27 protein-coding genes, 1 tRNA gene and 1 other RNA gene are annotated in these 25,727 nt (G+C 59.2%); 19 read left to right on the top strand and 10 right to left on the bottom strand.

The genetic code is table 11. The features are described from left to right. The first annotated feature begins 149 nt into the window (after positions 1 to 149). A complete protein-coding gene (locus V7660_RS11545) occupies positions 150 to 2,570 on the top strand; it encodes a TonB-dependent receptor plug domain-containing protein (RefSeq protein ID WP_335603195.1) in 2,421 nt (806 codons plus the stop codon). A 101-nt stretch (positions 2,571 to 2,671) separates the two neighbouring features. On the opposite strand, the gene V7660_RS11540 is transcribed toward V7660_RS11545, so the two are convergent. After that, positions 2,672 to 3,316 (bottom strand): hypothetical protein, encoded by a 645-nt coding sequence (locus V7660_RS11540; protein ID WP_335603194.1) that lies wholly within the window; start codon positions 3,314 to 3,316, stop codon positions 2,672 to 2,674. Positions 3,317 to 3,479: 163 nt separating this feature from the next. On the opposite strand from V7660_RS11540, the gene purL reads away from it, so the two are divergent. Further along, the gene (gene purL / locus V7660_RS11535) at positions 3,480 to 5,747 is read left to right on the top strand and encodes a phosphoribosylformylglycinamidine synthase subunit PurL (RefSeq protein ID WP_335603193.1); all 2,268 of its coding nucleotides are present in this window, start codon (positions 3,480 to 3,482) and stop codon (positions 5,745 to 5,747) included. A 65-nt stretch (positions 5,748 to 5,812) separates the two neighbouring features. Here the strand turns inward: purL and V7660_RS11530 are convergent, their stop codons facing one another. After that, positions 5,813 to 6,430: a porin family protein gene (locus V7660_RS11530; RefSeq protein ID WP_335603192.1), complete on the bottom strand. Its 618-nt coding sequence runs from the start codon at positions 6,428 to 6,430 to the stop codon at positions 5,813 to 5,815. Positions 6,431 to 6,728: 298 nt separating this feature from the next. Continuing rightward, positions 6,729 to 7,718 (bottom strand): M28 family peptidase, encoded by a 990-nt coding sequence (locus V7660_RS11525; RefSeq protein ID WP_335603191.1) that lies wholly within the window; start codon positions 7,716 to 7,718, stop codon positions 6,729 to 6,731. Positions 7,719 to 7,852: 134 nt separating this feature from the next. Between V7660_RS11525 and V7660_RS11520 the strand changes: the two genes are divergently transcribed. The 3 genes from V7660_RS11520 to grxD all read left to right on the top strand — a co-directional run bounded on the left by V7660_RS11520 (position 7,853) and on the right by grxD (position 10,449). Next, positions 7,853 to 8,089, top strand: a complete 237-nt coding sequence (locus V7660_RS11520; RefSeq protein ID WP_335603190.1) for a BolA family transcriptional regulator — start codon at positions 7,853 to 7,855, stop codon at positions 8,087 to 8,089. Positions 8,090 to 8,159: 70 nt separating this feature from the next. Next, the gene (locus tag V7660_RS11515) at positions 8,160 to 10,028 is read left to right on the top strand and encodes a M2 family metallopeptidase (protein ID WP_335603189.1); all 1,869 of its coding nucleotides are present in this window, start codon (positions 8,160 to 8,162) and stop codon (positions 10,026 to 10,028) included. A gap of 82 nt (positions 10,029 to 10,110) precedes the next feature. Then, a complete protein-coding gene (gene grxD, locus V7660_RS11510) occupies positions 10,111 to 10,449 on the top strand; it encodes a Grx4 family monothiol glutaredoxin (protein ID WP_335603188.1) in 339 nt (112 codons plus the stop codon). A gap of 3 nt (positions 10,450 to 10,452) precedes the next feature. Here the strand turns inward: grxD and V7660_RS11505 are convergent, their stop codons facing one another. Continuing rightward, positions 10,453 to 10,695 (bottom strand): hypothetical protein, encoded by a 243-nt coding sequence (locus V7660_RS11505; protein ID WP_335603187.1) that lies wholly within the window; start codon positions 10,693 to 10,695, stop codon positions 10,453 to 10,455. 169 nt (positions 10,696 to 10,864) lie between these two features. Between V7660_RS11505 and rimO the strand changes: the two genes are divergently transcribed. The 3 genes from rimO (at position 10,865) to V7660_RS11490 (ending at position 13,987) form a co-directional block, all read left to right on the top strand. Continuing rightward, entirely contained in the window at positions 10,865 to 12,232 is a 1,368-nt protein-coding gene (gene rimO / locus V7660_RS11500) for a 30S ribosomal protein S12 methylthiotransferase RimO (RefSeq protein ID WP_335603186.1), read from the top strand. A 149-nt stretch (positions 12,233 to 12,381) separates the two neighbouring features. Then, positions 12,382 to 13,311 carry a GIN domain-containing protein gene (locus V7660_RS11495; protein ID WP_335603185.1) on the top strand — a complete coding sequence of 310 codons (930 nt, stop codon included), beginning with the start codon at positions 12,382 to 12,384 and terminating at the stop codon, positions 13,309 to 13,311. 25 nt (positions 13,312 to 13,336) lie between these two features. Then, positions 13,337 to 13,987, top strand: coding sequence for a head GIN domain-containing protein (locus V7660_RS11490; protein WP_335603184.1), 651 nt, complete (start codon positions 13,337 to 13,339; stop codon positions 13,985 to 13,987). A 38-nt stretch (positions 13,988 to 14,025) separates the two neighbouring features. On the opposite strand, the gene V7660_RS11485 is transcribed toward V7660_RS11490, so the two are convergent. Together V7660_RS11485 and rpsD are read right to left on the bottom strand one after the other, a co-directional pair. Further along, a complete protein-coding gene (locus tag V7660_RS11485; RefSeq protein WP_335603183.1) occupies positions 14,026 to 14,853 on the bottom strand; it encodes a PPK2 family polyphosphate kinase in 828 nt (275 codons plus the stop codon). Between the two features lie 76 nt (positions 14,854 to 14,929). After that, positions 14,930 to 15,547: a 30S ribosomal protein S4 gene (rpsD, locus tag V7660_RS11480; RefSeq protein ID WP_034815539.1), complete on the bottom strand. Its 618-nt coding sequence runs from the start codon at positions 15,545 to 15,547 to the stop codon at positions 14,930 to 14,932. Between the two features lie 167 nt (positions 15,548 to 15,714). Between rpsD and V7660_RS11475 the strand changes: the two genes are divergently transcribed. Together V7660_RS11475 and V7660_RS11470 are read left to right on the top strand one after the other, a co-directional pair. Further along, positions 15,715 to 16,533 (top strand): SDR family NAD(P)-dependent oxidoreductase, encoded by an 819-nt coding sequence (locus tag V7660_RS11475; RefSeq protein ID WP_335603182.1) that lies wholly within the window; start codon positions 15,715 to 15,717, stop codon positions 16,531 to 16,533. Between the two features lie 199 nt (positions 16,534 to 16,732). Beyond that, positions 16,733 to 17,809, top strand: coding sequence for an NAD-dependent epimerase (locus V7660_RS11470; protein ID WP_335603181.1), 1,077 nt, complete (start codon positions 16,733 to 16,735; stop codon positions 17,807 to 17,809). A 6-nt stretch (positions 17,810 to 17,815) separates the two neighbouring features. On the opposite strand, the gene V7660_RS11465 is transcribed toward V7660_RS11470, so the two are convergent. The 3 genes from V7660_RS11465 to V7660_RS11455 all read right to left on the bottom strand — a co-directional run bounded on the left by V7660_RS11465 (position 17,816) and on the right by V7660_RS11455 (position 19,198). Beyond that, a complete protein-coding gene (locus tag V7660_RS11465; RefSeq protein ID WP_335603180.1) occupies positions 17,816 to 18,346 on the bottom strand; it encodes a flavin reductase family protein in 531 nt (176 codons plus the stop codon). A gap of 183 nt (positions 18,347 to 18,529) precedes the next feature. Further along, a tRNA-Gly gene (locus tag V7660_RS11460) sits at positions 18,530 to 18,604 on the bottom strand. A gap of 129 nt (positions 18,605 to 18,733) precedes the next feature. Continuing rightward, positions 18,734 to 19,198 carry a winged helix-turn-helix transcriptional regulator gene (locus V7660_RS11455; RefSeq protein WP_335603179.1) on the bottom strand — a complete coding sequence of 155 codons (465 nt, stop codon included), beginning with the start codon at positions 19,196 to 19,198 and terminating at the stop codon, positions 18,734 to 18,736. Positions 19,199 to 19,304: 106 nt separating this feature from the next. Here V7660_RS11455 and V7660_RS11450 point away from each other — a divergent pair, with 106 nt between their 5' ends. From V7660_RS11450 to V7660_RS11435, 4 genes are all read left to right on the top strand, one after another. Next, complete coding sequence (locus tag V7660_RS11450) at positions 19,305 to 20,405, top strand: esterase-like activity of phytase family protein (RefSeq protein ID WP_335603178.1); 1,101 nt, start codon at positions 19,305 to 19,307, stop codon at positions 20,403 to 20,405. Between the two features lie 72 nt (positions 20,406 to 20,477). Next, positions 20,478 to 20,636: non-coding RNA, 6S RNA (gene ssrS, locus V7660_RS11445), on the top strand. Positions 20,637 to 20,694: 58 nt separating this feature from the next. Further along, positions 20,695 to 21,297: a 5-formyltetrahydrofolate cyclo-ligase gene (locus V7660_RS11440; RefSeq protein WP_335603177.1), complete on the top strand. Its 603-nt coding sequence runs from the start codon at positions 20,695 to 20,697 to the stop codon at positions 21,295 to 21,297. Between the two features lie 254 nt (positions 21,298 to 21,551). After that, complete coding sequence (locus V7660_RS11435) at positions 21,552 to 22,361, top strand: family 16 glycosylhydrolase (protein ID WP_335603176.1); 810 nt, start codon at positions 21,552 to 21,554, stop codon at positions 22,359 to 22,361. Here V7660_RS11435 and V7660_RS11430 read toward each other — a convergent pair. Further along, positions 22,353 to 22,679 (bottom strand): DUF1476 domain-containing protein, encoded by a 327-nt coding sequence (locus V7660_RS11430; RefSeq protein WP_335603175.1) that lies wholly within the window; start codon positions 22,677 to 22,679, stop codon positions 22,353 to 22,355. The two genes, V7660_RS11435 and V7660_RS11430, sit on opposite strands and share 9 nt — an antisense overlap. 171 nt (positions 22,680 to 22,850) lie before the next feature. Between V7660_RS11430 and purC the strand changes: the two genes are divergently transcribed. The 5 genes from purC to V7660_RS11405 all read left to right on the top strand — a co-directional run bounded on the left by purC (position 22,851) and on the right by V7660_RS11405 (position 25,660). Next, positions 22,851 to 23,624, top strand: coding sequence for a phosphoribosylaminoimidazolesuccinocarboxamide synthase (purC, locus tag V7660_RS11425; RefSeq protein ID WP_335603174.1), 774 nt, complete (start codon positions 22,851 to 22,853; stop codon positions 23,622 to 23,624). Positions 23,625 to 23,664: 40 nt separating this feature from the next. Continuing rightward, positions 23,665 to 23,787 carry a hypothetical protein gene (locus tag V7660_RS11420; RefSeq protein WP_335603173.1) on the top strand — a complete coding sequence of 41 codons (123 nt, stop codon included), beginning with the start codon at positions 23,665 to 23,667 and terminating at the stop codon, positions 23,785 to 23,787. A gap of 51 nt (positions 23,788 to 23,838) precedes the next feature. After that, positions 23,839 to 24,084 (top strand): phosphoribosylformylglycinamidine synthase subunit PurS, encoded by a 246-nt coding sequence (gene purS / locus V7660_RS11415; RefSeq protein ID WP_335603172.1) that lies wholly within the window; start codon positions 23,839 to 23,841, stop codon positions 24,082 to 24,084. 139 nt (positions 24,085 to 24,223) lie between these two features. Continuing rightward, positions 24,224 to 24,826, top strand: a complete 603-nt coding sequence (locus V7660_RS11410; protein ID WP_335603171.1) for a TetR/AcrR family transcriptional regulator — start codon at positions 24,224 to 24,226, stop codon at positions 24,824 to 24,826. Between the two features lie 27 nt (positions 24,827 to 24,853). After that, positions 24,854 to 25,660 (top strand): lysophospholipid acyltransferase family protein, encoded by an 807-nt coding sequence (locus V7660_RS11405; RefSeq protein WP_335603170.1) that lies wholly within the window; start codon positions 24,854 to 24,856, stop codon positions 25,658 to 25,660. The last annotated feature ends 67 nt before the right edge of the window (positions 25,661 to 25,727 follow it).

The following is a 25,727-nucleotide window of genomic DNA, read 5'->3' as shown; positions in this document are numbered from 1 at the left end:
CTTCCCCAAGGTCAGTGTGACCGCACTGTCACACAACATGTCAGTTTTGTGATTCGAGGCAAAAGTTTTCGTTACAAGCCTGTAATAAGCCGAATTGGGGACTATTTTTGCCGTGAGGGGCGAAAATTACAATCAGGAGTAAATCGCACATGACTACATTGCGGGCCTTGCTCATCACGGCGTCCTCACTCGCCGTGACTGCAGCATCTACATCAGCATTCGCGCAGGAAACGCCGGATGCCAACGGCAGCGAACTTCGACAGAGCGAAGTCGTTGTCACCGGGACCCGGACCGCCAACCGGACATCACTCGAAACGGCTGTTCCGGTAGACGTTTTCCCAGTCGAAGAGCTGACCGAAACCGGCCGGGTCGAACTGAACCAGATTCTCAGCACGACCGTTCCGAGCTTCAACTTCAACCAGACGGCCATCAATGACGGGACGGACATCATCCGCCCGGCCACACTTCGCGGCCTGTCACCGGACCAGACGCTGGTTCTCGTCAACGGCAAGCGCCGCCACATTACGGCACTGGTGAATATCAATGGCTCTGTCGGCCGTGGCTCTGCCGCCGTCGACCTCAACTCGATCCCCACGAGTGCCATCGGCAACGTTCAGGTCCTGCGTGATGGCGCGTCGGCCCAGTATGGCTCCGATGCAATCGCGGGCGTGATCAACGTAATCCTGCGCGAAGCCGATCATGGCGGCGGCGTGAACATCCGTTACGGCGCACATGTCACCGATCCCGAGGGCCTGAACCGCAGCGAAGTCGATGGGCAGACGACAAATGTCGGTGGCTGGGCTGGCTTCGGTCTCGGTGAAAACGGCTTCCTGACCGTGTCCGGCGAATACTCGCTGCGCCAGCGGAGCAACCGGGCCGGTATCGATCCGCGCCAGCAATTCCCGGATGATCCGGCCTATGCGGAAGCTGAGCGTAGCTTCGACCGCCTGAACCATGTCTATGGCAATGGCCGTATGGAGAACATCAACTTCTTCCTCAACTCCGGTTACACGCTGAATAATGGTGTCGAACTCTACGCCTTCGGGGGTGTTCAGGAACGGGAAGCAGAAAGCCCTGGCTTCTATCGGCGCGCCTCGGATTCCCGCAACGTACCCGAAATCTATCCAGGCGGCTTCCTTCCGGTCATTGGCGGTGACGTGTCCGACTACAGCGTCGGCGGCGGTGTGCGCGGCGAAGCAGGCGGCTGGGACTATGATGTCAGCGCGGTCTATGGGTCGAACGAACTCGACTATTCGGTGACAAATTCCCTGAACGCCTCGCTCGGGCCAGACAGCCAGACCTCTTTCGATGCCGGTTCGCTGGCCTTCGACCAGATCACGCTCAACGCCGACATCGTGAAGACGTTCGACAATCTGCTGCCGGGGGAAACCTCACTCGCCTTCGGTGCGGAATATCGTGACGAGACCTTCGAAATCGGCGCCGGCGAAGAGGCCTCCTACATTCAGGGGCCTTTCCCAGCCGCAGCCGGTAGCCAGGTCTTCCCAGGCTTCACCCCGGAATCCGAAATCGATGAAGGCCGGAACGCGGCAAGCATCTATGGTGAAGTCGAGTGGGTGCCGAACGAGAAGACGCTTATCTCCGCTGCTGTGCGGTATGAAGACTATTCCGATTTCGGGGATGCCGTCACCGGCAAGCTCGCTGGCCGGTATGACTTCACCGATCAGGTGGCTGTTCGCGGCGCCGTTGCGACCGGCTTCCGCGCTCCGAGCCTTCAGCAGCAATACTTTACGGCCATCTCCACCAACTTCATTGATGGTGTGCCGTTCGAAGTCGGGACCTTCCCGGCCACGTCGCCCGCTTCGGTCGCCCTTGGCGGCGGCCAGCTGGACGCAGAAGAATCGACCAGCTTCTCGCTGGGTACGGTCCTGACGCCGACCAATGACTGGTTCGTCACCATCGACGCCTACCAGATCAACATCGACGACCAGATCTTCCTGACGGAAAACCTGGGCGGAGAGGAAGTGGACGCCGTGCTGGCGGATGCCGGTGTGACCGGGGTCCAGCGGGTCCGGTTCTTCCAGAATGGGATCGAGACCGAAACCAAGGGCGTCGACATCGTCACGAAATACGCCTTCGATTTCGGCGAGCTGGGTACGCTGGACGCGTCTGCAGCGTTTAACTATTCCAAGACCGAAGTCACGCAGGTTCCGGACAATCTGGTTATTCCGGACCTGGAACTGTTCAGCCGCTCCAACCGTCTGACGCTGGAAGAAAGCGCGCCTGAAACGAAATTCATCCTCGCAGGCAACTACACTTACCAGCAGGCTGACTTCGTCCTTCGTGCAACCCGTTTCGGCGAGGTCCTGGCCCCGTCCAACGATCCGGCGAACGACTTCACGCTGGACGCTGACTGGATCATCGATGCGTCGGTGAACTTCAATGTCACCGACCAGTTCAGCGTCGGCGTCGGTGCAGACAATCTGCTCGACGAATACCCGACGATGACGCCGGCCGGCCTCGATTTCAACGGCATCTTCCCGTATTCGAGCCGCAGCCCGTATGGCTTTGCAGGGCGCTTCCTGTACATGCGCGCCAGTTACAACTGGTAGACAATGACGACAGGGCTCTCCCCTGAACTGTCAGGGGTCAGCTTAAGCCCAATAGAGACTGGCCCACATCACGTGATGTGGGCCAGTTTTCGTTTGGGGCATCAGGAGCCGGAAGGCGTTTCACCGTCGGGCTCATCCGCTTCTTCGGCATCGGCGTCCGCCTCGGCTTCGCCTTCAAGAGTCGCCTCAATCGGGGGACGGCAAGATTCCACCAATTGTTCGACGCGGTCATCTGTCGGCACGACATATTCGCTCTGGCCAGCCACGAGGCGGAGATTGCCCTCGCCATTGGCCAGCGCACGAGCGGCCTGGGAGCGCGTATCGAAAATGCCAGTCACCTCGCCGGTTTCCTCGTCGAGCTGGGCTGTGATGGCGCCATTCCCGGCCGAGGTGAGCACACCAATCTGGTTCGGCGCTTCATCATCCTCATATGTGCGGCGCAGGACCAGCGCATTGGCGCCGTCCTCGCCCAAAAAGGCATCCGGCTGCTGGCAGGTCAGCGACACGGCGACCACGCCATCTTCCGAAGCGTATTCAAGGCGCTGACCATTATTGGCGCTGTCCGCCTCCGTCCAGCTGCCGGCCAGTTCCGTGACCTGTTTTTCCGGGCGTTGTTGAGTCTGGTCAGGCTTTTCCGACGACGCGATCGGCTTTGGCGCCGGCATCGGGTCGCCGCTTGACTGGCTGACGTCTGCCCCACAGGCCCCGAGCGCCAGAGGCGCGGCGAACAATAACAGATGTCTCATGGTTGAGCTCCTTTCAAAAAGCTTCCCCGTCCGCCGTTAAAACGCCCATCCCTCCCGTCCGGTTTCCGTTAAATCCTGTTCACGATGCCAAATTCGCCCACTTCCTGTCCGGAACGGCAATAGAGTCTGGCGACTCGTGGCAATTGCCGCTAAAGCGCCGGTCATGACTGACACATCTGCGATCCTCGCCCACCTCACCGCCGAGCAGGATGACACTGCCGGCCTGGAACATGGCATCAAGGCCGATGAATGGGAGCGCCTCGTCACACGGCTTGGGCGCAATCCCAACCTCGTCGAACTCGGCATCTATTCGGTGATGTGGTCCGAGCATTGCTCTTACAAATCCTCCCGCCGCCATCTATCGAAATTCCCGACCAAGAATGACCGCGTCATTCAGGGGCCCGGCGAGAATGCGGGCGTGATCGATATTGGCGACGGACAGGCCGCGATCTTCAAGATGGAGAGCCACAACCACCCGTCCTATATCGAACCCTATCAGGGCGCGGCGACGGGCGTCGGCGGTATCCTGCGGGACGTATTCACCATGGGCGCGCGCCCGATTGCACTGGTCAATGCGCTGCGCTTCGGCTCGCCGGACCATCCCAAGACCCGCAGTCTTGTGGCAGGAGTCGTCGCCGGTATTGGCGGATACGGAAATTGCGTCGGGGTGCCAACCGTCGCGGGCGAGACCCAGTTCGACGAAGGCTATAATGGCAACATCCTCGTCAATGCGATGGCCGTCGGCCTCGCGGACCAGGACAAGATTTTCTATGCGCGCGGTGCAACGCCCGGCAATCCGATCTTCTATGTCGGCTCCAAGACCGGCCGCGATGGCATCCACGGCGCGACCATGGCGTCGGCAGAATTCTCCGAGGGCGATGAAGAAAAGCGCCCGACGGTTCAGGTTGGCGACCCCTTCACCGAGAAACTTCTGATCGAGGCCTGTCTTGAGCTGATGGCGACCGACGCCATCCAGGCGATCCAGGACATGGGCGCCGCAGGCCTGACCTCTTCATCCGTCGAGATGGCCGCCAGCGGCGGCGAGAATGGCGAAGGCATCGGCGTGGTCATGGACCTCGACAAGGTGCCCCAGCGCGAGGAAGGCATGACGGCCTACGAAATCATGCTGTCGGAAAGCCAGGAGCGGATGCTCATGGTGCTCTATCCGGACAAGATCGAAATCGCGAAAGCGATCTTCGACAAATATGACCTCGACGCCGAAGTGATTGGCGAGACCACCGACACGGGCCATCTCGTGCTGAAGCAATTTGGCGAGACGGTCTGCGACATCCCGGTCGCACCGCTTGCCGATGATGCCCCGAATTATGACCGCCCCTGGACCGAGCCGCCAAAGCGCGCGCCGTTTGACGTGTCTAAATATCCTGAGCCCGAAAACTATGGCGACGTCTTGCTGAAGCTGATGTCCTGCCCGGACATGGCCTCCAAGCGCTGGATCTGGGAACAGTATGATCGCCACGTCATGGGCGACACAGTGGACAGTTCGCAGTCGCAAGGCGATGCGGCCATTGTCCGTATCCACGGCACGAACAAGGCGCTCGCCATCTGTTCGGACTGCAACCCGCACTATGTGGCCGCAGACCCGTATGAAGGCGGCAAGGCTGTGGTCGCCGAAGCCTATCGCAATCTCTCTGCCGTCGGCGCGATGCCGATTGCGATCACCGACAACCTCAATTTCGGCAATCCCGAAAAACCGGCCACGATGGGCTATATCGTCAAGGCCATCGAAGGCATGGCCGATGCCTGCCGCGCACTCGACTTCCCGGTCGTCTCCGGCAATGTCAGCCTCTACAACGAGACCGACGGCGTCGCCATTCCGCCCACCCCGGTGGTGGGCGGTGTCGGCCTGATCGAGGATGTCTCAAAAGTGGCAACACTGAAAGGCACGCAGGATGGCGACCTCGCCTTCATGATAGGTCCGCTAGGAAGTCAGTTGGGCGCAAGCCTATATGCCCGAGAAATACTGTCCTTGAAGGGCTCCGACCTTTGCGCCCCTCCCATGGTGGATCTTCAGCGCACCGTGCGTACCGCAACAGAAATTCGTCGCCTCGTCGCAACTGGGCGTGTCGGCGCTGTGCATGATGTGAGCGACGGCGGTTTGGCATGTGCAATGACGGAGATGAGTCTTGCGGCCGGTCTGGGGGCAGAAATCTTCGCGCCTGCAGACAACACGCCTGCCTACCTGTTTGGCGAAGACCATGACCGCTACCTGGTGGCGGTCTCACCAGACCAGGAAGAGATCTTCCGCGCCGAGCTGACCGAGGCAGGCATGGAAGTTACACAGGTCGGGCGTTTCACCGAAAACGTCGTGACGTTCAAAGTGGTCGGCGAATCTGAACAGCGCCTCCCTCTTGCCACTCTCCGCAAAGCCCATGAAGGCTGGCTGCCAACCTACATGGATTCTGTAGACTGATAAAAAAAATGCTCCTCCCGCATTCTGCAGGAGGAGCATTTCTTGTCAGTTAGTGTGTAGTCGGCCTAGAATTTGTAGCCCACACCAACCATTGCACCATTCGTGTCCGCGTCTTCGAACGAATAGTAGGTGTAGTCACCGCGCAACTCCCAATTTTCATTGAGCGCGTAGGTGAGGCCTGCACCCACAGCAGGGCCGTTCTCGGAATCAGCCACGTCGATCGCAGCCCCACCTGGCGTCGCGAGGGATGCATCAAGATCGATATAGCTGTATCCAGCTCGAGCAAATACATCCAGACGCTCGGTGATCGGCAGATCAGCGCGACCGAACACACCGACCAGATAGTTCAGGCCGATATCACCGGAAGCAGCGATCAGGTCGTTGAAGTCACCATCATTGTTGTCATCAAAGTTGAATTCGTCTTCATCGGTATTGTAGTCGAACTCGCCATCATCAATGCCTGATGCCAGTTCACCCTCAAGGCTGAAAACATTGTTGAACTTGTAGCCGAGACGTGCGGCAATACCGTTCGTGTCGACGCCCTGCTCTGCACCATCGGGTTCAATTTCCAGATACTGGTAGCCACCATCCAGATAGAAACCCGTGTCGCTCTCATAGGACTGAGCCTGTGCAGAAACAGCCAGACCCGTAGCCGCGGATGCGATCAGAATATATTTAAACATGTGGTCTCCTTTAAAGACGTATTCAGCTCCCGCCAGTTCGACGAGACCACAAGGAAACCGTGTCTGAACTGTGTCCGTTCCGATGAAAAAACCGCAACACACAGCAGTTGCCGGAAAGCCACATATTCTTAATGCGGATTAATGACCCTTACCGTTGTTTTAGAAAGGGATTATGCGCCTCAGAGTGTGGTTTTCATACCACGAATTAGGCGTTGCGCAGACATGATGGAACGCATTCGGCACGTCCGCGTTTGCGCGCCCCCATTGGCATGATCGTCATTGAAAGGATCAATTTTAGTTATGGGCCCGCTTGACCGATCCACTGGTCAGCGGCCTCGACTGCCATGACCAGTGTGTCCCCGGCCCGCACGAAGAAATCATGTGTGAGATTTACATAGTCATCCGTAGGATCGTGATAGCCTGCATGGTCCTCGACTCCGAAATAGAGAAAAGGGATGCCCACTTCGTGAAAGGCCACATGATCCGACTGCGCCGTCCAGTCGTCATGGCCGAGTTCCGGTGAGTCATGCCCCGTCAGCAGGGAGACCGGAGCCTGCGCAGCCAGGTCGTCCATCAGGGGCTTCAGCTGGGGATACGGCGTCGTCCCGGCCACATACAGCTCGCCTGCTTCGGAGCGGCTGACCATGTCGAAATTGATATCGAGCGCCACGCGGCCAAGATCGATCAGGCCGGACCCAACGAGCGCCTTCGCGCCAAGAAAGCCCTTCTCCTCTGCGTCCAGCGCAGCGAACAAGATGTCATGCTCCGGGGGATGGTGCTCGAAATATTCCGCCAAACCGATCAGCGCCGCCACGCCCGACGCATTGTCGTCCGCGCCATTGTAGATCTCGCCGTCCCGGATTCCGAGATGATCGTAATGCGCGGTCACAACGAGCATCGGTCCCTTGCCCGGCGTCTTGCCGGCGATCCAGCCCAGAAGGTTCACGCCTTCCGATGGGGCCGTCTCCCCGTCGACCTGCTTCGGCAGGATCGGAAAGGCGTGCTCATAGGTGTCGCCCACGCGGCGCAGCCCGATTGTTTCAAACCGTTTCAGGATGAACCCGCGGGCGGCGGCATTGCCCTCAGTGCCCGTTTCGCGGCCCTGCAGCGCATCTGAAGACAGCGTCTCTGTCAGGTTCAGCATGGCCGGGCCATCAATATAGAGGGTGTGATACTGCGCCAGCGATTCCGGTGCGTCGTCGCCCCGGTTCAGATAGAGCAACACACCCGCTATAACGGTCAGAGCGAACAGGAACTCCGCGAGAATGAAGGCGCGCATCTTGGTCATGGCAGGAATCCGGCAGCTGCTTTTGAGATCAGTACTTTAGGGTCGCCTCCTTCATGTCACAATCGGGTCAGCCAGATGCTTGACGTCGCAGGTGGAAGACGCCAGTTCTGCCCTGAAACTGGAAGGAATTGCCCATGGCCATGTCACGCGAGACGCTGCTCGGTTATCTCACCGACGCTTTCCCGGAAGCGGAGATCACGCTGACCGACCTCGCCGGAGATGACAATCACTGGCAGGCGGAAATTGTAAGCAGCCAGTTTGACGGCATGCCGCGCGTGAAACAGCACCAGCTGGTTTATTCTGCCCTGAAAGGGACGATGGGCGGGGAGCTTCATGCGCTGGCGTTGAAAACACGGGCGCCGGATTCCTGAATCTTACACATTGACGACGGGATCGGTTCGATATTGTTTCATCCGCAACCAAGGATGAGGAAACGACCCTATGAAACGCCTGACCTTAACGACCAGCGCCATCGCGCTGAGTTTCATGATTGCGGCCTGCACGGCGCCTGAAAAGGCTGACGAGGCAACGCTGGACACCGCTGAAGCCGCGACGGAAGCGGTCGCTCAGCCTGACCATGCCGCAGAGATTGCAGAGGCCCGCGCCTTTATGGAGCGCGCGGAAGCCGAGTTGGCCGCGCAGAGCCACATCGCCGCACAGGCCTATTGGAACCAGGCCACCAATATCACACCGGAAACCAATGCTGCCGCCGCTGAGGCTGGCGCCGTCTCGACCAAGCTGGCTGTCTCTCTTGCCAATGAATCCAAGCAATTCGACGTCAGCGTCCTGCCGGCCGATCTTGCCCGCAAGATGACCATGCTGCGGACCGGGATCACAATCCCCGCCCCGTCGACGCCCGGCGCCGCCGAAGAGCTGTCCCAGATTACAACCAATCTCGACGCCACCTATGGCACCGGCAAATTCACCTATAAGGGCGAGGCGCTGAACCTCGACCAGCTCTCGACCATCATCGAAACCAGCCGTGACCCGGAAGAGCTGAAAGCCGTCTGGGAAGGCTGGCGCACGATCTCCGTCCCGATGAAGGATGATTATGCCCGCATGGTCGAGATCGCCAATGAAGGCGCCAACGAGCTCGGCTTCGAGAGCCTCGACCAGATGTGGCTGTCCGGCTACGACATGGCGCCGGAAGAGATGGAAGCCGAAGTGCAACGCCTGTGGACGCAGGTGGAACCGCTTTATGAGGAGCTGCACTGTTTCACGCGCGCCAAGCTCAATGATGAGTATGGCGACGACGTCCAGCCGCGCACCGGCCCGATCCGCGCTGACCTGCTCGGCAATATGTGGGCCCAGCAATGGTCCTCCATCTATGACGTCGTGAAACCGGACGTGCCGGGACCGAGCTACGACCTCACCGAGCGCCTGCAGGAAAAGGGCTATGACGCCATCAAGATGGTCGAGACGGGCGAAGCCTTCTTCACATCGCTTGGCCTTGATCCTCTGCCTGAGACGTTCTGGGAACGCTCCATGATCGTGCGCCCAGAGGGCCGCGAAGTCGTTTGCCACGCCTCGGCCTGGGATCTGGACGATGAGGAAGATGTACGCATCAAGATGTGTACCGAAGTGAACTCGGAAGACTTCTACACGGTGCATCACGAGCTGGGTCACAATTTCTACCAGCGCGCCTACAAGGATCAGGACTACTTGTACAAAACCGGCGCACATGACGGCTTCCACGAAGCCATTGGTGACTTTGTCGGCCTGTCGATCACACCGGAATATCTGGAGCAGATCAATCTGATCACCGAGGAGGAAAAGCCAGGCGCTGATGCCGACACCGCCCTGCTGATGCAAACTGCGCTCGACAAGATCGCCTTCCTGCCCTTCGCCCTGACGGTGGATGGCTGGCGCTGGGATGTCCTGTCGGGTGAGACCGCACCAGACGCCTACAACACATCCTGGTGGGATCTTCGCCTGAAGAATCAGGGCCTCGTGCCGCCGGCCCCGCGCCCGGCCGATGCGTTCGATCCCGGCGCGAAATACCACATTCCGGGTAACACACCGTACTTGCGTTACTTCCTCAGCTACATCCTGCAGTTCCAGTTTCACAAAGCCGCCTGTGAGCAGGCCGGATGGGAAGGCCCGCTGCACCGCTGTTCGATCTATGACAACAAGGAAGTTGGCGAGCGCTTCAACGCGATGCTCGAAGCCGGCGCTTCGCAGCCCTGGCCGGACACACTGGAAGAGTTCACTGGCACCCGCCAGATGGATGGCAGCGCGATCATCGAATATTTCGATCCGCTCATGCTTTACCTGAAGGATCAGAACGCCACCGAAAGCTGTGGCTGGTAAGGGAACACCTGCCCGGCAGCATCAAAGCTTGACGCTGCCGGGTATCCACCACACATGCTGAGGCAACAGCGGAGATACCAGAATGACCGATCAAGCCACGCTCGATGCCATCGAAAAGGCCGTCAAATCCAATGACGTCGTGCTTTTCATGAAAGGCACACCGACTTTCCCGCAATGCGGGTTCTCGTCCGTCGTGGTGCAGGTTCTGGATTATCTGGGCGTCGACTACGTCTCGACCAACGTCCTGGAAGACCAGGCTGTGCGCGAAGGCATCAAGGCCTATTCGGAATGGCCGACCATTCCGCAACTCTATGTGAAGGGCGAATTCGTTGGCGGCTGTGACATCGTCAAAGAGATGTTCGAAAGCGGCGAACTGCGCGACTTCATGAAAGACAAGGGCGTCGAACTCGAGGAGGCCTGAGGATCAGACCGCAAAGAAGTGTGAGATACCCGCCTCGATCATATGTCCGTCGGCATGTACCAGAGCCGGTGACGCAACAAACATCACGCTGAACGCCAGCCCTGTGAGATAGCTCTTTCGGCGTCGGAATGGCATTGGATGGCAGGCGCGAGCCGCGCGGCGCCATTTCACCAAAGTGTAGACGACAAGATAAACGCCCAGCAGGGCTGCACCCCATACGGCGATGTCCTTGAACAGGTCTGTCATGGGTCTCCCTCCCAATCTGCCAATCTCTACCATAGGTGATCAGCATTTCGCACCGTCAAACATCTTTCTGGAAATTGAGGGAAAGATGGAAAGAAACTGCTAACTGTTCAGACAGCGCAATGTGCGCCCTCTCTTTCCAGTGGGGGGCTTTCGTTATAGCAGGGCGGCCATGACCACGACATCCCTTGCCCCTGCTCCGATCCGGCCTGCCAAGGCCCCCAAGGTCGGCATCGTTTCTCTCGGCTGCCCGAAAGCCCTGGTCGATTCCGAGCGGATCATCACCCGCCTGCGCGCGGAAGGCTACCAGATCGCCCCGGACTATTCCGGCGCAGACCTTGTGCTGGTGAACACGTGCGGTTTTCTCGATTCCGCCCGGGACGAAAGCCTGGAAGCCATTGGCGAAGCGATAGAAGCCAATGGCAAGGTCATCGTAACTGGCTGTCTCGGCGCCGAACCGGACGTGATCGAGAAGGCGCACCCCAAAGTGCTGGCGATCACCGGCCCACACCAATACGAGGCGGTTATGGATGCGGTGCACACGCATCTGACGCCGCCCCATAACCCTCACATGGATCTGGTGCCGGAAAGCGGCCTGCGCCTGACCCCGCGCCACTATGCCTATCTGAAGATTTCAGAGGGCTGCAACAATCGCTGCAGCTTCTGCATCATTCCGAAACTGCGCGGCGACCTTGCCTCACGCCCCATCCATCATGTGCTGACCGAGGCCGAACAACTGGTCCGCGCCGGCGTGAAGGAACTGCTCGTGATCAGCCAGGACACGTCTGCCTATGGGCTGGACGTGCGCTACAAGCCGGAAACCTGGCGCGGCACGGAATACCAGACACGCTTCCTCGATCTGGCCAAGGGGCTGGGCAGTCTCGGCGTGTGGACGCGGATGCATTACGTCTACCCCTATCCGCATGTGGACCAAGTCATTCCGCTGATGGCCGAGGGCCTGATCACGCCCTATCTCGACATTCCGTTCCAGCACGCCTCTGCGCCGGTGCTGAAGGCCATGAAACGGCCTGCCAAGCAGGACCGTGTGCTCGAACGCATCCTGCAATGGCGCCGGGACGTGCCGGATCTTGCCATCCGCTCGACCTTCATCGTCGGATTTCCGGGCGAAACCGAAGAGGATTTCGAGGTCCTGCTGGATTTCATCCGCGAGGCAAAGATCGACCGTGCCGGCTGTTTCCAGTACGAAAACGTCGCCCATGCCGACAGCCGCGACCTGCCGGGCCATGTGCCAGACGAGGTCAAGGAAGAGCGCTGGCACCGCTTCATGGAAGTGCAGGCCAAGGTGTCAGCCGAACGCGCCGCCGCGCAAGTCGGCACGATTCAGGACGTGATCATTGACGGCCCGGCGGGTGAAGCAGGCGAGATGGTCGCCCGGACCAAAGCCGATGCGCCGGAAGTCGATGCCGTGGTCTATCTGGAAAATGCAGGTCACCTGAAAGCGGGCGACATTGTCTCGGCGGCGATCACTGGCGCGGATGATTACGACCTGTTCGGACAGCTTGCCAGCCAGAACGCCTGACCCCGTATTTATCGGCAGGTTGTTTTCTGCAATGCCGACACCGGATGACAGAGCACACGCACGGATTTTTACATATTATTGAAAAACAATATATTGACTTATCGTTATTCGATACATCATACTTGCCTCATCAAATCGGAGGCACCCCCATGAAACGCGCGCTCATTTCCCTGTCCGCCCTGTCCATCGCAGCCTTGCCGGCTCTGGCCGAGACGCAGGACTTCCAAGTCGACTCCTTCTCCGGCATTGATGTGAATGGCGGCATCAAGGTCCTGTACCAAACGGGATCTGAGACTTCGGTCATCGTTGAACAGGCAGAAGGTGACTTTTCAGATATCAGCATCAAATCTGATGATGGTGAGCTTCAGATTAGCCGGGAAAGTCTGGGGTTTCTGAAATCGCTACGCGCAAACCTTCATGTGGATCTCGTTGACGGCGACTTGCGCGTGAAAGTGAACGGAAAGCGCAAGCCTTCCTATACGGTGATCGTCACATCGCCGAGCATTTCCGAACTGGACGTGGCGCAATCCTCAATTCTCGAAGCCTCCGGGATCGATGCGGGGGAAATCGAACTGGACTCTTCTTCGAGCGGTAAACTGATTGTTTCCGGTCGCGCCGCCTCAGCAGACATGGACGCGTCTTCCTCCTCCAGCATCGACGCCTCCGACTTCATTGCCGGGGCAATATCAATCGAGGCAACCTCGAGCGCGGATGTGATCGCCCATGCAGTCACCGATAGCCGGACCAGAATTGATGCCTCCTCCAGCTCCGACATCAAACTTGTGTTGGAAAGCACTGCAGATGTCGATGTTGATGCCTCGTCCAGCACCGATGTGGTGCTCTCGGGGACATGCGACGAGATTACGGTGGATGCGTCGTCATCAGCCGACGTTGAAGCCAAGGATCTGTTGTGCAATTCCGCCGAGATCGAAGCATCCAGTAGCGCGGACGTGTCCGTCAGCGTCACCGAGGCCTTGGAAGCCAAAGCGTCCAGTGGCGCCGACATCAATGTCTACGGCGCACCGACCCAAGTCGATCTCAACGAGTCGAGTGGCGGCGACATTTCCATCAAATCCTGACACCGAGCACCAAGGGAACCAGACCATGAAAAAATCAGTCATCATCGCATCCGGCCTTGCCGCGCTTGCCCTGTCCGCAACGCTCTACAGCGCCTCAGCTGACACGACCCAAGTCTACAATCTGTCCGGTTTTGACGAACTCGATATCGCCGCCGGGGTCGAAGTGAAATTCACCCGCTCTCCGGAATATTCCATCACGGCGGAATTTGACCGGGGCGGCCCGGACGACGTCAAGGTTCGCCTTGATGGGGACCGCCTCTACCTGTCCCGCAAATCGACCAGCGGCTGGGGCAACAAGGTCCGGGTGAAATTCACCGTGACCGGCCCGGACCTCAACGAGATCGAAGCCAGCTCCGGCTCGTCCCTGCTGGCAGAAGGCCTGCAATCGGGTCCAATGGAGATTGAGGTCTCCAGCGGCGCAGCGGTGTCTGTGCATGGCGAATGCACGACCCTGGAGATAAAGGCGTCCTCCGGCGGAAGTGCAAATGCCAAGGGCCTGACCTGTCAGTCGGTCGAGGCAAAAGCCAGCAGCGGTGGGTCGGTGCGGGCTTATGCCAGCGACTCCGCCACGAGCAAGACGTCCAGCGGCGGTAGCGTCGATATCTATGGCAATCCGGCCTCGCGCTCGGCGAACAAGCCGATTAGTGGCGGCTCCACCGATTTCCACGGCGGCTGACCTGCCGAAGCATCGGGGAGAGCACGCTCTCCCCGGTCTCAGCCTATGTCAAAATCTTCCGGCTTGTAGCCGGGCTTCGGCCATTCCAGATTGAGATCTTCGAGCGCCCCGCGCACCAGTCGGGCAATCATTGCATTCCGCCGTGTACGGCTGTCGGCCGGAATGACGTACCAAGGCGCATGTTCCGTTGAGCATCGCTCCACGGCCGTCTCATACGCCCCCATGAACTTGTCCCAGTCCCTGCGGTCGTCGAGGTCCGCCGGGTTGAACTTCCACAGCTTGTGCGGTTCGACGAGACGCTCAGCGAGCCGGACACCCTGCTCCTCATACCCGACATTCAGCATGCATTTGACGATAACGACGCCATTCTGGGTCATGTGCTTTTCGAAGGCGTTGATCTGGTCATAGCGCTGCTCGATGTCTTCGGGGCTGGCAAAGCCGCGTACCTTCACCACCAGCACATCTTCATAATGGGACCGGTCAAAGATGCCGACATGGCCCTTCTTCGGCACGGCATTGTGGACGCGCCAGAGATAGTCGCGGGCCAGTTCATTCTTGCTCGGCGCCTTGAAGGCCTTCACTTCCATGCCGAGCGGCGTGGTGTCAGCGAAGACATTGCGAATGGTGCCCGACTTGCCGGACGTGTCCATGCCCTGCAGCACGACCAGCACGGACTGCTTCTTGTGGGCGTAAAGCATATCCTTCAATTCGTTGATGACGGCCGCGTCCTTTTTCAGGCTCGTCTTGGCGTCTTCCTTATCATCAAAGATCGCTTCATCCCGTGTCGGCCGCGCCGCCAGGGAGAAAGGCTCGCCGGGCTTGGCAATCAGGTGCTGGCGGACATGCGCAATATCAGGGATGTTCATTCGGTCGGTATCTCCAATAAGAAAGGCCGCACCAGTCTGGCGCGGCCTTCTAGAATGTTCAAGGAATTCAGTCCTCTTACGAGGAGTAGAATTCGACCACCTGGGCCGGTTCCATCTGGACCGGGTATGGCACGTCAGACAATTCAGGAACGCGCACATAGGTCGCGCTCATGGCTTTCGGGTCGACGTCCACATATTCCGGGATGTCGCGCTCGGCGCTGCCGAGGGCTTCCAGAACGAGGGCCATGTTGCGGGACTTCTCACGGATCTGGACAACGTCGCCCGGCTTCACGCGCGCGGAGCCGATGTTACAGCGGCGGCCATTGATCATGACGTGGCCGTGATTGACGAACTGGCGGGCTGCGAAGATCGTCGGCACGAATTTCGCGCGGTAGACGATGGAATCGAGACGCGATTCCAGCAGGCCGATCAGGTTCTCGGACGTGTTGCCCTTCATGCGGTTCGCTTCTTCGTAGATGCGAAGGAACTGCTTTTCCGTGATGTCGCCGTAGTAGCCTTTCAGCTTCTGCTTCGCCATCAGCTGCAGACCAAAGTCGGAGACCTTGTTGCGGCGGTTCTGGCCGTGCTGACCGGGCTTGTAGTTACGCTTGTTGACGGGGGACTTCGGACGGCCCCAGATGTTTTCACCGACGCGACGGTCGATCTTGTACTTCGCGCTGTGGCGACGTGACATGGTAGTACCTCATTGTCGACGCAGGTCGGTGGGCGGCGCTCATTCGCACCCACGATTTCAACGGCGGCCCTGCACCATCCCGTTTAGAGACGCGGGGTAAACCTTAAAACCACTGGCAGGTCAAGCCATTCCACTGCTACATGCAATGCAAAAAGCGGGAGGAAAACATGGGCCAGGTAGACGGCAAAGTCGCCATCATAACAGGGGCCGGGAGCGGCATCGGCAGGGCGTGCGCAGAAGTGCTGGCGCGCGAAGGTGCCGCCATCATGGCGACGGACATCGACGATGAAGGATTGCGGGTCACCGAGAAGCTGGTGACAGACGCTGGAGGGCGCATTGTAACCGCTCACCAGGATGTGACCGACGAAAGCATGTGGGACGCTATCTTTGGTCAAACAGAGAATGCTTTCGGGACGCCCTCAATCCTCATCAACAATGCCGGGATCGCCATAGCGGGCGCAATCGCTGACTTCACCTTGGATGACTGGCGCAAGCAGATGACCGTCAATGTCGACAGCGTCTTCCTAGGCACCCGCGCAGCGATACGGTCCATGGGAACCAAAGGCGGGTCTATTGTGAACATCTCATCCGTGGCCGGCCTGCGCGGCGCCGCCGGGGCCAGCGCCTATTGCACGTCAAAGGGCGCGGTCCGGCTTTTCTCCAAGGCCGCGGCCGTGGAGTGCGCCCAGATGGGCTCCGGCATCCGGGTCAACTCGGTCCATCCGGGCATCATCGATACGCCGATCTGGCAGAAATCGATTACCCGCATGACCGAAGCGATGGATGAAGACCGGATCGCCGCGCTCACGGCGCATTCGGGGGCCAACCAGATGGACGTCGAAGCGATCGCGACACAGTCCAGCCCGATGGGACGGGCCGGTCGGCCTGAAGAAGTGGCCGAGCTGGTCCTGTTCCTCGCCTCGGATGCCTCAAGCTATATCAGTGGGCAGGAGCATGTCGTGGATGGCGCGATGACGGCGCGGTAACGCCATTTCCGTCAGCGCGAACACGTAACTTTTCCGACAGCTTGGCGGACTTACACAGCGGCCTCCCTACCCGTCAGGTAAAAGCTGGTCTAATGACCTCTGGCGGTTGGATTCCTTGCTCTGCGGGCACAGGGTAAATCTATTCGACCCGCAAGCCTGCCGGGGAGTGGCGGGCGCCAGGGAGACGAGCGACAGGCTTATGACGGATCATAGTGGATCAAAGGCACCGACAGCTTCGCCCCTGCAGACCTATCTGGTGACCGGCGCCGCTGGTTTCATCGGATTCCACACGGCTTGCCGGCTGCTGGAACAGGGCATTGAAGTCGTCGGGCTCGACAATCTCAACGCCTATTACGACCCCGCCCTGAAACAGGCGCGTCTTGCGGAAATCGACCGGGTTGCCAGCCGCACCGGCACCGCCTTCCATTTCGTGAAGGCCGATGTTGCCGACAAAGCGGCGGTCGATGCCTGTTTCGCAGCGCATGGTTTTGACCGCGTCATTCACCTCGCTGCTCAGGCAGGGGTGCGCCATTCCATCGAGGCGCCAGGCGAATATGTTTCGTCAAACCTGGTCGGCTTCGCCAACATTCTGGAAGCGTGCCGGAATGCAGGGACGGCCCATCTCGTCTATGCCTCCACGTCCAGCGTCTATGGCGCGAACGACACGACCCCCTATTCCGAGCATAGCGGCGCAGATCATCCGCTTCAGCTCTATGCCGCAACCAAACGTGCCAATGAACTGATGGCGCATGCTTACAGCCATCTTTATGATTTACCGACCACGGCGCTCCGCTTCTTCACGGTTTATGGCCCTTGGGGCCGGCCAGACATGGCGCTCTTCCTGTTCACGGAAAAGATGCTGAAGGGCGAACCGATCCCGATCTATAATGAAGGCCACCTCGAGCGCGACTTCACCTATGTCGATGACATTGTCGAAGGTGTCCTGCGGGTGACCGCGGATATTGCCACGCCTGATCCGGACTGGGATGCCCGGTCGCCTGATCCGGCCACCTCGAATGCCCCGTTCCGTATTCTCAACATCGGCAACAACCAGCCGGTGGCCCTGCTCGACTTCATTGATGCGCTGGAGGAAGCTCTTGGCCGCAAGGCCGTGCGGGACTTGCTGCCCATGCAACCGGGCGACGTGAAACGCACCCATGCCGACGTGTCCTTGCTGAAATCGACAGTGAACTACAATCCCACGACATCGGTGCGCGAAGGTGTTGGCCGGTTCGTGGACTGGTACCGGGATTTCTATGGCGTCCCGGCGAACTGACGGCCCCTAGTCCGGCTTGACCGTCGTGCGATACTCCCGACCCGCATAGATCAGCGAATTGCCGTCGTCGCCCAGCACAGCATCCATGACTTCCCCGATACAGACATGATGCGTGCCGACCTGGTTGTGCGAGACGAGCTTGCACTCGAACGCAACCAGCACGCCTGAAATGACCGGCTGGCCGAACAGTCCGGACTTCCATTCGGTACAATCAAACTTGTCCGCATATTTATCCTTCAGGCGGCTTGCAAAGACATCGGCCACCAGGGACTGATCGTCCTTCAGGACGTTGACGCAGAAGGTTCCGTTCCCGAGCAGGACCGGAGTCAGAGAAGACAGCTCGTTGATGCAGATCAGAAGCGTTGGATTCGGCGTATCGGCGCTGACCGAGGACATGGCGGTGGCCGTTGTGCCTGCCCGCCCGGAGGGCCCGTCTGTCGTGATGACGGTCACCGTCGCCGCAACGAGACTCATACCTTCGAGAAAACGCTGGCGGAGCGGCGCGGCGTCTCTGGAGGACCGGGGGTCGTCACTCATGATCAATACTTTCGTCCGTGCCTAAGTCGCGGCATGGTCTGCCACAGCAAACCGGCCTGAAGGAAGAAGTTGTATGGTATGCAGATCGCGCGACAAGGGTTCTTGTCTCTGCGCGCACAGTATCCGTTTCCCGGAAACCCGGAGCGATCCCCTGTAAGGGTCACCCAAACATGCAGAAAAAATTGGAGCGGGCGAAGAGATTCGAACTCTCGACCCCAACCTTGGCAAGGTTGTGCTCTACCCCTGAGCTACGCCCGCATCCTTATTAGGGTATTCACGACGTTGCCGCCGAGAGGCGTGATAAAGCGCATCAGCCCCGGCTTTGCAAGACGGAAATTCTGCGAAACTGCACAATTTCCAACTTCCGGGACTCTGACCTGTGAATACCTATCCGCGCAGCACCGGACGGATCTGATCGGGCCTCACTTCCCGGCCCTCGACATCCACGAAAGCCGCCCGGATGGCACTCTTCGAACCGGCCTTGGTGAAGCTGATCGGCGGCGCTTCCCCCTGCCCCAACCAGGCGTCGCCCCATTGCGTCAGACCGATCAGAATTGGCCTGAGCGACAGCCCGATGGCAGACAGCACATATTCGGGCCGGGCACGCTTGCCGGGCGCCTTGTAGGATTTCTTGGTCAGCAGGCCCGCATCGACCAGCTTTTTCAGACGTCCCGACAGAACTGTCCTTGGGCATCCAAGCTCCGACTGGAAATCATCAAAGCGCCGGACCCCATAAAGGGCGGCGCGCAGGATCAGCAGAGTCCATCTGTCTCCGATCAAATCTATGGCCTTCGCCAGATTACAGGTATCGGGCGGGACGGGTGAGCGGCGGACGAGCGGAATCTGGGACATCCCTCATCTCTGGATAAGTTCGGTTTTTAAATCCAGCCTGTTTCCCTATTCCTGCCTCAAAATATGGGGCAAATGCCCAGAGACCCATCACTCGGCGAGACAAATCATGCGAACATTGACCTCTTCATTTCTCCTTGGCCTGATGGCAGCCGGCCTTGCGGCCTGTAGCGCACCAGCCGGGCCGGAGCCTACTGACTCGTCAGCCATGAGTATGGGACAGGCCACTGCGCTCCCCTCTCCGACGGCCCTCAAGGCACTATCCTGCCCATCCGAAACGTCTTTCGTGGCGCCGACAGAGCTGACCATAGAAGCCAAAGCCATTCCGCTCTCGGATCGCGCAAATGGCGCGTCCCTCCCACCCGGTGTGCGCTTTGCCGGAGGCTGGGCGCTAACCTCTCCCAATGAGAGCTTTGGCGGGCTTTCAGGTATCGAATTGCTGCCGGATGGCGACTTCCTCACCGTATCGGATACGGGTGCGTTCGTCTGGATTGGCCACGAGGCTGGCGAACTGACGGGCCAAGGCCGGATCGCCTACATGAAAGGGCAGGACGACCAGTTACTCAGGGGCAAGACCGAAGGCGATTCCGAGGGGCTAGCCCTGAAGGATGGGCTTGCCTATGTCAGCTTTGAGCGCCGTCACCGGATCGAGGCGTTTGCGCTGGAAACTTGTGGCGCCTCTGCGCGCGCTGCGCTGGTCGCGAGTCTGCCCGGCGAAATCGACGGCACGGACATTCGCGAAAATTCCGGCGCCGAAGCCCTTTCGTCCGGCAAGACCCTTCGCGCGGGATATGAACAACTCATCGGGGGCAAGTCGCCGCTTGTGGATGTGACGGCGACAGGCGCCACGATCACACTGCGCGATCCCCTGGGCACCGATTTCGACAGCCCACTTGTGGGCATGACGAATCGTATCGCGCTGGGCGATCGGGAAACCGCCGGGTCGGTCATCTACAGCCTGCGCCGCAATTACAATCCAGTGTTTGGAAACCGTCTTGCCGTGGAGGCAGAATACATGGATGCGGGCGGGTCCAGCCGCCGCGGACTTTTCACGCTCGCGCCGCCTATGAATGTCGACAATTTCGAGGGCATCACGGTGGAAACCCTCGCCGACGGCACGCACCGAATCTGGATCGTTTCCGACGACAATTTCTCGGACCGGCAGCGCACCCTGCTCTTCGCCTTCGATCTGGTGGGGGAAGCCCACTGAGACAATTCAACACGTGGCCGCACGCTGGCCTCTTACAATCGCCGGGCCGCCGGATTACATCATGATCCAGCATGAGGGCTGCGTCGTTTGCGACGGACTGATCTCCGGCGACCTTAATTTCCGTCAGGGAGCTGGCATTCTGGTCCGGGCCGTGGTCCGGGCTCATCCGGCGCCCACCTAGTATCTAGGTTGACGGGAGTGAATATGCCCCGCGGCGTTCGCGGTTCTCATGCGCCTTTTCCCGTGTGCCACAGCCCGGCGCCAAACAGCCAACCCAACGGATTCTGTGATGGACAAGACCGATCTGCGACACCGGATGCGAACCTTGCGCGCCGAAGCCGCCGCGCGCGATCCGGATGCCGCCGAGTCGGTGGCTGAGAAATTTCCGATGAAGCTTCTTGAGCGGTACGGCCCGGTTGTCGCCGGCTATGTCGCGATCAATGAAGAACTCGACCCGGCCCCTCTGATGATGCGCCTGGCTAAAGCCGGCGCCGAGCTTTGCCTGCCTCGCATTGAAGATACGGGCGAACTGACCTGGCGCACCTGGCATTTCGGCGAGCCGCTTGAGCGCCGCCCCTTTGGCCTGTCGGAACCCTCGGCCGATGCGCCGATGGCCCACCCAACCCTGATCCTGACACCGCTGCTTGCCTTTGACGGCATGGGCAACCGGCTTGGCTACGGCAAGGGCCACTATGATCAGGCCTTCACAAAGCTGCGCTCCGACGGCCGCGCCTTTGCCTGCGCGCTTGCCTACCCAGCACAGCAGATCGATTCCGTTCCGGCTGAACCGCATGACCAGCCGCTGGATTGGGCGGTTACGCCAATCGGCTCGATCCCCCTCTTCATGATGCGAAACATGAAAAGTTTGACGGACACAGACCAGACGACCTGATTCTGGCTTGGCACTTGCGGGTTTGCCGGTAAAGGTAAACGCAATATGAGCAAGTGTGCCGTTTTGAGTATAGTGTTAAGCAAATGAGACTGTCTGGCGTATCAGTTCTGGACGTTATTCTGGCATCCTGCCTGACTGTAGCTTTTGTTACAGGTCTGGCATCTTACAGCATGTCCGGATCTCCCACCGCCACCCATATCCAGTCTGATGTGCCGACCTTTTATCCGACGCCACGCGCGGAGGAATCATTAACCTTGGCAGCACACGTCCCCATCATTCCTGCCCATGCGGTGGCGGCCCCTTTGCCGATCAAGCAACTCTCAAAATCAGGCAAGAACTTCCGCTCCGTTTTCGGCGTTGAACCAGTGGAGGAGACTTTCCGGTTATCGAACTGGAACGCCAGCGACTCATTTTATGGTGGACGCTGGGCGCCGGAGAATGTCGTGAACACAGTTCAGGGCGCTGAATTCAGGGTCGAACGCGAGCCGGACACACACATCCCCTTCTCAATGGCGGAGGCCAAGTCCCAGCAACGCTTGGGCTATGGGCGCTACGAGGCCGTCATGCAGATCGGCAAAGGCTCAGGACTTGTCTCGGCCTTCTTCACCTATACCGGCCCCTATGATGGCGACCCGCACGACGAAATTGATATCGAGTTCCTCGGCAAGGATACGTCCAAGATCGAGTTCAATTACTGGCGGAACGGAAAGCGGGGCAAGCACGCCATATTCGACCTCCCGTTTGACGCTTCGGCCGCGCCGCACCTCTATGCGTTCGAATGGGCGCCAGATCGCATCACCTGGTATGTGGACGGGGTGGCCTATTATGCGACCGAACCGAATGATGCCTTTATCCCACAGCACGCCGGAAGGATGTTCTTCAGCCACTGGACCGGCACGCCCCAGATGCGGGGATGGCATGGCAAGCCCGACTTTGAGTCTGGCGAAGCCATGATCGTCAGCTGCGCCTCGTTCACTCCAGTCAACAAGACACGCCCACCTGTGGCGACAGTTTCCAGCCGACCCTCGCAGGGTCAGCTGGAAACCCCGTTTACGCTACTTTGAGTCCTTGAGGACCTGTTCGCGGGCGACAGGCAGCAATTCTGCCATTTGCTCACGAATGCGGGCATCGGTCCGGTCGATCCCGGCGGTATCGAAATCATTGCGAACCTTGCGGAAGACGTCTTCATCGCCAGGCTCTTCCAGATCGGACAGGACAACCGTCTTGGCATAGGCCTCCGCATCGGAGCCCGTCAGGCCCATGAGATCCGCCGCCCAGAGGCCGAGAAGCTTGTTCCGGCGCGCCATGACCTTGAACTGGGTTTCCTGATTCAGCGCGTAGCGGGCTTCTTCTGCGCGCTCGCGATCGTCGAATGTGCTCATTGGGAATGGCCTTTCTGAACGGTGGTAAATGACCTGTGCATATAGTCGCTGACTTAAGGTGTGCGCAATAATTGTTTCTTTGCCCAGATTGGCGTAACAGTCGCGCTTTCTGGGGTGGCTGAAAACGATTCCTGTTGCAGCGATCCGGAACCCAGCAGGAGGCCCGTCCGCATGAGCAAGAAGCGCGTTATCTATGAGGGCAAGGCAAAGATCCTCTATGAGGGCCCGGAGCCGGGCACGCTCATCCAGTATTTCAAGGATGATGCAACTGCCTTCAACGCACAGAAGCGCGCCGTGCTGGACGGCAAGGGCGTCCTGAACAACCGCATCAGCGAGTTCATGATGACGCGCCTGTCGGCTGTCGGAATTCCCACCCATTTCATCCGCCGTCTCAACATGCGCGAGCAGTTGATCAAAAAGGTCGACATCATTCCGCTGGAAGTTGTCGTCCGGAATGTTGCTGCGGGCACACTGTCCAAACGCCTCGGCATCGAGGAAGGTCAGGTCCTGCCCCGCCCGATGGTTGAATTCTACCTGAAGGATGACGCCCTCGGCGATCCGCTGGTGACCGAAGAGCATATTGCGGCCTTCGGTTGGGCTGCGGCGCAGGAATATGACGATCTGATCGCCATGTCGTTGCGCGTGAACGATTTCATGTCGGGCCTGTTCGCTGCCGTCGGAATCCGGCTCGTCGACTTCAAGCTTGAGTTTGGCCGCCATTATGAAGGCGATAGTGATGTGCCGCGCATTCTGCTCGCTGACGAGATCAGCCCGGACAGCTGCCGGCTCTGGGATTTCGAAACTGGTGACAAGCTGGACAAGGATCGGTTCCGCCGCGACCTTGGCGGCGTGACCGAAGCCTATGCGGAAGTTGCACGCCGTCTCGGTATCCTCAAGGAATCCGGCGAAACCGACAATGTGGTGAGCTTCAACGGCGGCAAATAAGCCGGCAGAGAACATGATCCCGAACGAGAGATTTCAGTCCATGACCCCTGCCACGAAAGCCAAGACGCGCACCAAGGCCTCCCAGCCTTCCGGCCTCACGCCCATCCTCGCCACCACCCTTTTGCTGGTTGGCATAGGATACGCGGTCAGCTTGTTTCAATAGGCGCGAAATCGGGCTATGGGGGCCCGACTCAGACTTCCCAGGAGACCCCTCATGAAAGCCATCGTCCACGTCGCGCTGAAGAATGGTGTCCTGGACCCTCAGGGCAAGGCCGTTGCGGATACGCTGGCCCGCATGGGTTACAAGGAAGTCGAAGCGGCCCGCATCGGCAAGGTCATCGAGCTGGACCTTGAGGACGGCCTTTCCTCCGACGCCGCTGAAGCGCGGGTCAAGGAAATGTGCGAGAAGCTTCTGGCGAATACGGTCATCGAAAGCTATCGCTTCGAGCTGATAAACTAGGCTTTTTTTTCTTTAAACTTCAGACATTTGCCCCTACCGGAATGGGGAGGAATGCAGCCAAAACAATTAAGTGAGCAAGTATTCACTTGCTAATGTGTGGATCTGTGCATAAATTGTCTTCACAGACATGGAGGGCCAGATGGCGAGACCGTCAAGCACAGATCAATCCAAACCCAAGCCGCGCGCCCGGAATGCCCGCCCCAAGATCGAACGTGCTGCGCTGAAGCTGTTCATCCATGAAGGCATAGACGCCGCCACCACGCGCGAGATTGCCGAGAAAGCCGGTGTGTCGGAGGGCGCCCTCTACCGTCATTACAAGGGCAAGGATGAACTGGCCCTGTCGCTGTTCATGGAGACGCACAATCGCCTCGGCGCGATGATGGCAGAAGCGCTGTCGGGCGACGGGTCACTCGAAGACAAGGTCAATGCCGCCGTCGAAGCCTATTGCGCGCTCGCCGACGAGGACTTCCTGCTCTTCTCGTTTCATCTTGTTTCACTCCATCGCTTCCTGCCCTATGACAAACGTCGCGAGGACGATCCGGTCTCGATCACCGAGAAGATCATTGCCGGCCTGATCCAGGAGGGACACATCCCGAAGGGTGACCCTGCCCTGAAAGCCGCCATGGCGCTCGGCGTGGTCATGCAGGCTGGCCAGAACAAGATCTACAACCGCCTGCCCGGTCCGTTTTCCCAACACGCGCCCGCTATGGCCCGCGCGGTCATGTGTGTCCTGAAGTCCTAGGGATCCGTCACAAAAGGAGTCCGGCCCATGCGCGGTCTCGTCTTCACACTCGTCTACTACCTTCTTTCGGTGGTCTATGTTCTGGCCTCGCTGCCTTTCCTGATCCTGCCGGGCCACACACCTGTCCGCACGATCATCCGCAGTTATACGCGGGCCATGAACCTCAATCTGCGATTTGTAGCAGGCATTCGCAAGGAAGTGCGTGGACAGAGTAATCTGCCAGATGGCCCCTTCATCCTCGCAGCAAAGCACCAAAGTTGGGGCGACGGGTTTCTCGTCTATCCGGAAGTGAAAAACCTTGCCTTCGTAACCGGCGACCATCTGGAGAAATTTCCGCTTGTCGGTGGTATCCTGCGCAAGCTGGGCGCAATCGTGATCGACACCTGTGGCGGGGGGGACCGCAAGGCCGCTTCGCTGGCCGAAGGCATGGAACGCGCCCGTGAGGAAGGTCGCCGGGTGCTTATCTATCCGGAAGGCCATCTGGCTCCGGTCGGTCATCATTTCCGCTACAAGGCGGGTGTCTGGCATATGGCGCGCGCCATGAATGTCCCCGTCATTCCGGTCGCGACAAATGTGGGCCTTTTCTGGAAACAGCAGGAACGCACAAAGACGCCCGGCACCGCGGTCATCGAATTCCTTCCCGCCCTGGACCCAGCCTTGCCAAAAGCCGAATTCCTCGAATTGCTGACGGAGGTGGTCGAAACCCGTACCGCAGACCTGGTGGCGGAAGTGACCGGTGAACCGGTGAAACCGGCGATCCTGATACCGGATCCGCCGAAAGGTACAGAAGCGTCACCGACCCCCGACGATCTTGCGGCATTCAGCAAGCCGTGAGCGGTCCCACAAAAGTCTTTACGAATCCAATTATTATTGATAAACAATAATAGCTCAGGTGATCCCG

The sequence above is a fragment of the Hyphomonas sp. genome, assembly GCF_036964145.1.
In the GTDB taxonomy this organism is placed as follows: Bacteria; Pseudomonadota; Alphaproteobacteria; order Caulobacterales; family Hyphomonadaceae; genus Hyphomonas.
This window is presented reverse-complemented; position numbering and strand designations above follow the sequence as displayed.

Coding starts and splice junctions, on each gene's coding strand:
- V7660_RS11545 (WP_335603195.1), top strand. CDS start 150: ATGACTACATTGCGGGCCTTGCTCATCACGGCGTCCTCACTCGCCGTG.
- V7660_RS11540 (WP_335603194.1), bottom strand. CDS start 3,316: ATGAGACATCTGTTATTGTTCGCCGCGCCTCTGGCGCTCGGGGCCTGT.
- purL (WP_335603193.1), top strand. CDS start 3,480: ATGACTGACACATCTGCGATCCTCGCCCACCTCACCGCCGAGCAGGAT.
- V7660_RS11530 (WP_335603192.1), bottom strand. CDS start 6,430: ATGTTTAAATATATTCTGATCGCATCCGCGGCTACGGGTCTGGCTGTT.
- V7660_RS11525 (WP_335603191.1), bottom strand. CDS start 7,718: ATGACCAAGATGCGCGCCTTCATTCTCGCGGAGTTCCTGTTCGCTCTG.
- V7660_RS11520 (WP_335603190.1), top strand. CDS start 7,853: ATGGCCATGTCACGCGAGACGCTGCTCGGTTATCTCACCGACGCTTTC.
- V7660_RS11515 (WP_335603189.1), top strand. CDS start 8,160: ATGAAACGCCTGACCTTAACGACCAGCGCCATCGCGCTGAGTTTCATG.
- grxD (WP_335603188.1), top strand. CDS start 10,111: ATGACCGATCAAGCCACGCTCGATGCCATCGAAAAGGCCGTCAAATCC.
- V7660_RS11505 (WP_335603187.1), bottom strand. CDS start 10,695: ATGACAGACCTGTTCAAGGACATCGCCGTATGGGGTGCAGCCCTGCTG.
- rimO (WP_335603186.1), top strand. CDS start 10,865: ATGACCACGACATCCCTTGCCCCTGCTCCGATCCGGCCTGCCAAGGCC.
- V7660_RS11495 (WP_335603185.1), top strand. CDS start 12,382: ATGAAACGCGCGCTCATTTCCCTGTCCGCCCTGTCCATCGCAGCCTTG.
- V7660_RS11490 (WP_335603184.1), top strand. CDS start 13,337: ATGAAAAAATCAGTCATCATCGCATCCGGCCTTGCCGCGCTTGCCCTG.
- V7660_RS11485 (WP_335603183.1), bottom strand. CDS start 14,853: ATGAACATCCCTGATATTGCGCATGTCCGCCAGCACCTGATTGCCAAG.
- rpsD (WP_034815539.1), bottom strand. CDS start 15,547: ATGTCACGTCGCCACAGCGCGAAGTACAAGATCGACCGTCGCGTCGGT.
- V7660_RS11475 (WP_335603182.1), top strand. CDS start 15,715: ATGGGCCAGGTAGACGGCAAAGTCGCCATCATAACAGGGGCCGGGAGC.
- V7660_RS11470 (WP_335603181.1), top strand. CDS start 16,733: ATGACGGATCATAGTGGATCAAAGGCACCGACAGCTTCGCCCCTGCAG.
- V7660_RS11465 (WP_335603180.1), bottom strand. CDS start 18,346: ATGAGTGACGACCCCCGGTCCTCCAGAGACGCCGCGCCGCTCCGCCAG.
- V7660_RS11455 (WP_335603179.1), bottom strand. CDS start 19,198: ATGTCCCAGATTCCGCTCGTCCGCCGCTCACCCGTCCCGCCCGATACC.
- V7660_RS11450 (WP_335603178.1), top strand. CDS start 19,305: ATGCGAACATTGACCTCTTCATTTCTCCTTGGCCTGATGGCAGCCGGC.
- V7660_RS11440 (WP_335603177.1), top strand. CDS start 20,695: ATGGACAAGACCGATCTGCGACACCGGATGCGAACCTTGCGCGCCGAA.
- V7660_RS11430 (WP_335603175.1), bottom strand. CDS start 22,679: ATGAGCACATTCGACGATCGCGAGCGCGCAGAAGAAGCCCGCTACGCG.
- purC (WP_335603174.1), top strand. CDS start 22,851: ATGAGCAAGAAGCGCGTTATCTATGAGGGCAAGGCAAAGATCCTCTAT.
- V7660_RS11420 (WP_335603173.1), top strand. CDS start 23,665: ATGACCCCTGCCACGAAAGCCAAGACGCGCACCAAGGCCTCCCAGCCT.
- purS (WP_335603172.1), top strand. CDS start 23,839: ATGAAAGCCATCGTCCACGTCGCGCTGAAGAATGGTGTCCTGGACCCT.
- V7660_RS11410 (WP_335603171.1), top strand. CDS start 24,224: ATGGCGAGACCGTCAAGCACAGATCAATCCAAACCCAAGCCGCGCGCC.
- V7660_RS11405 (WP_335603170.1), top strand. CDS start 24,854: ATGCGCGGTCTCGTCTTCACACTCGTCTACTACCTTCTTTCGGTGGTC.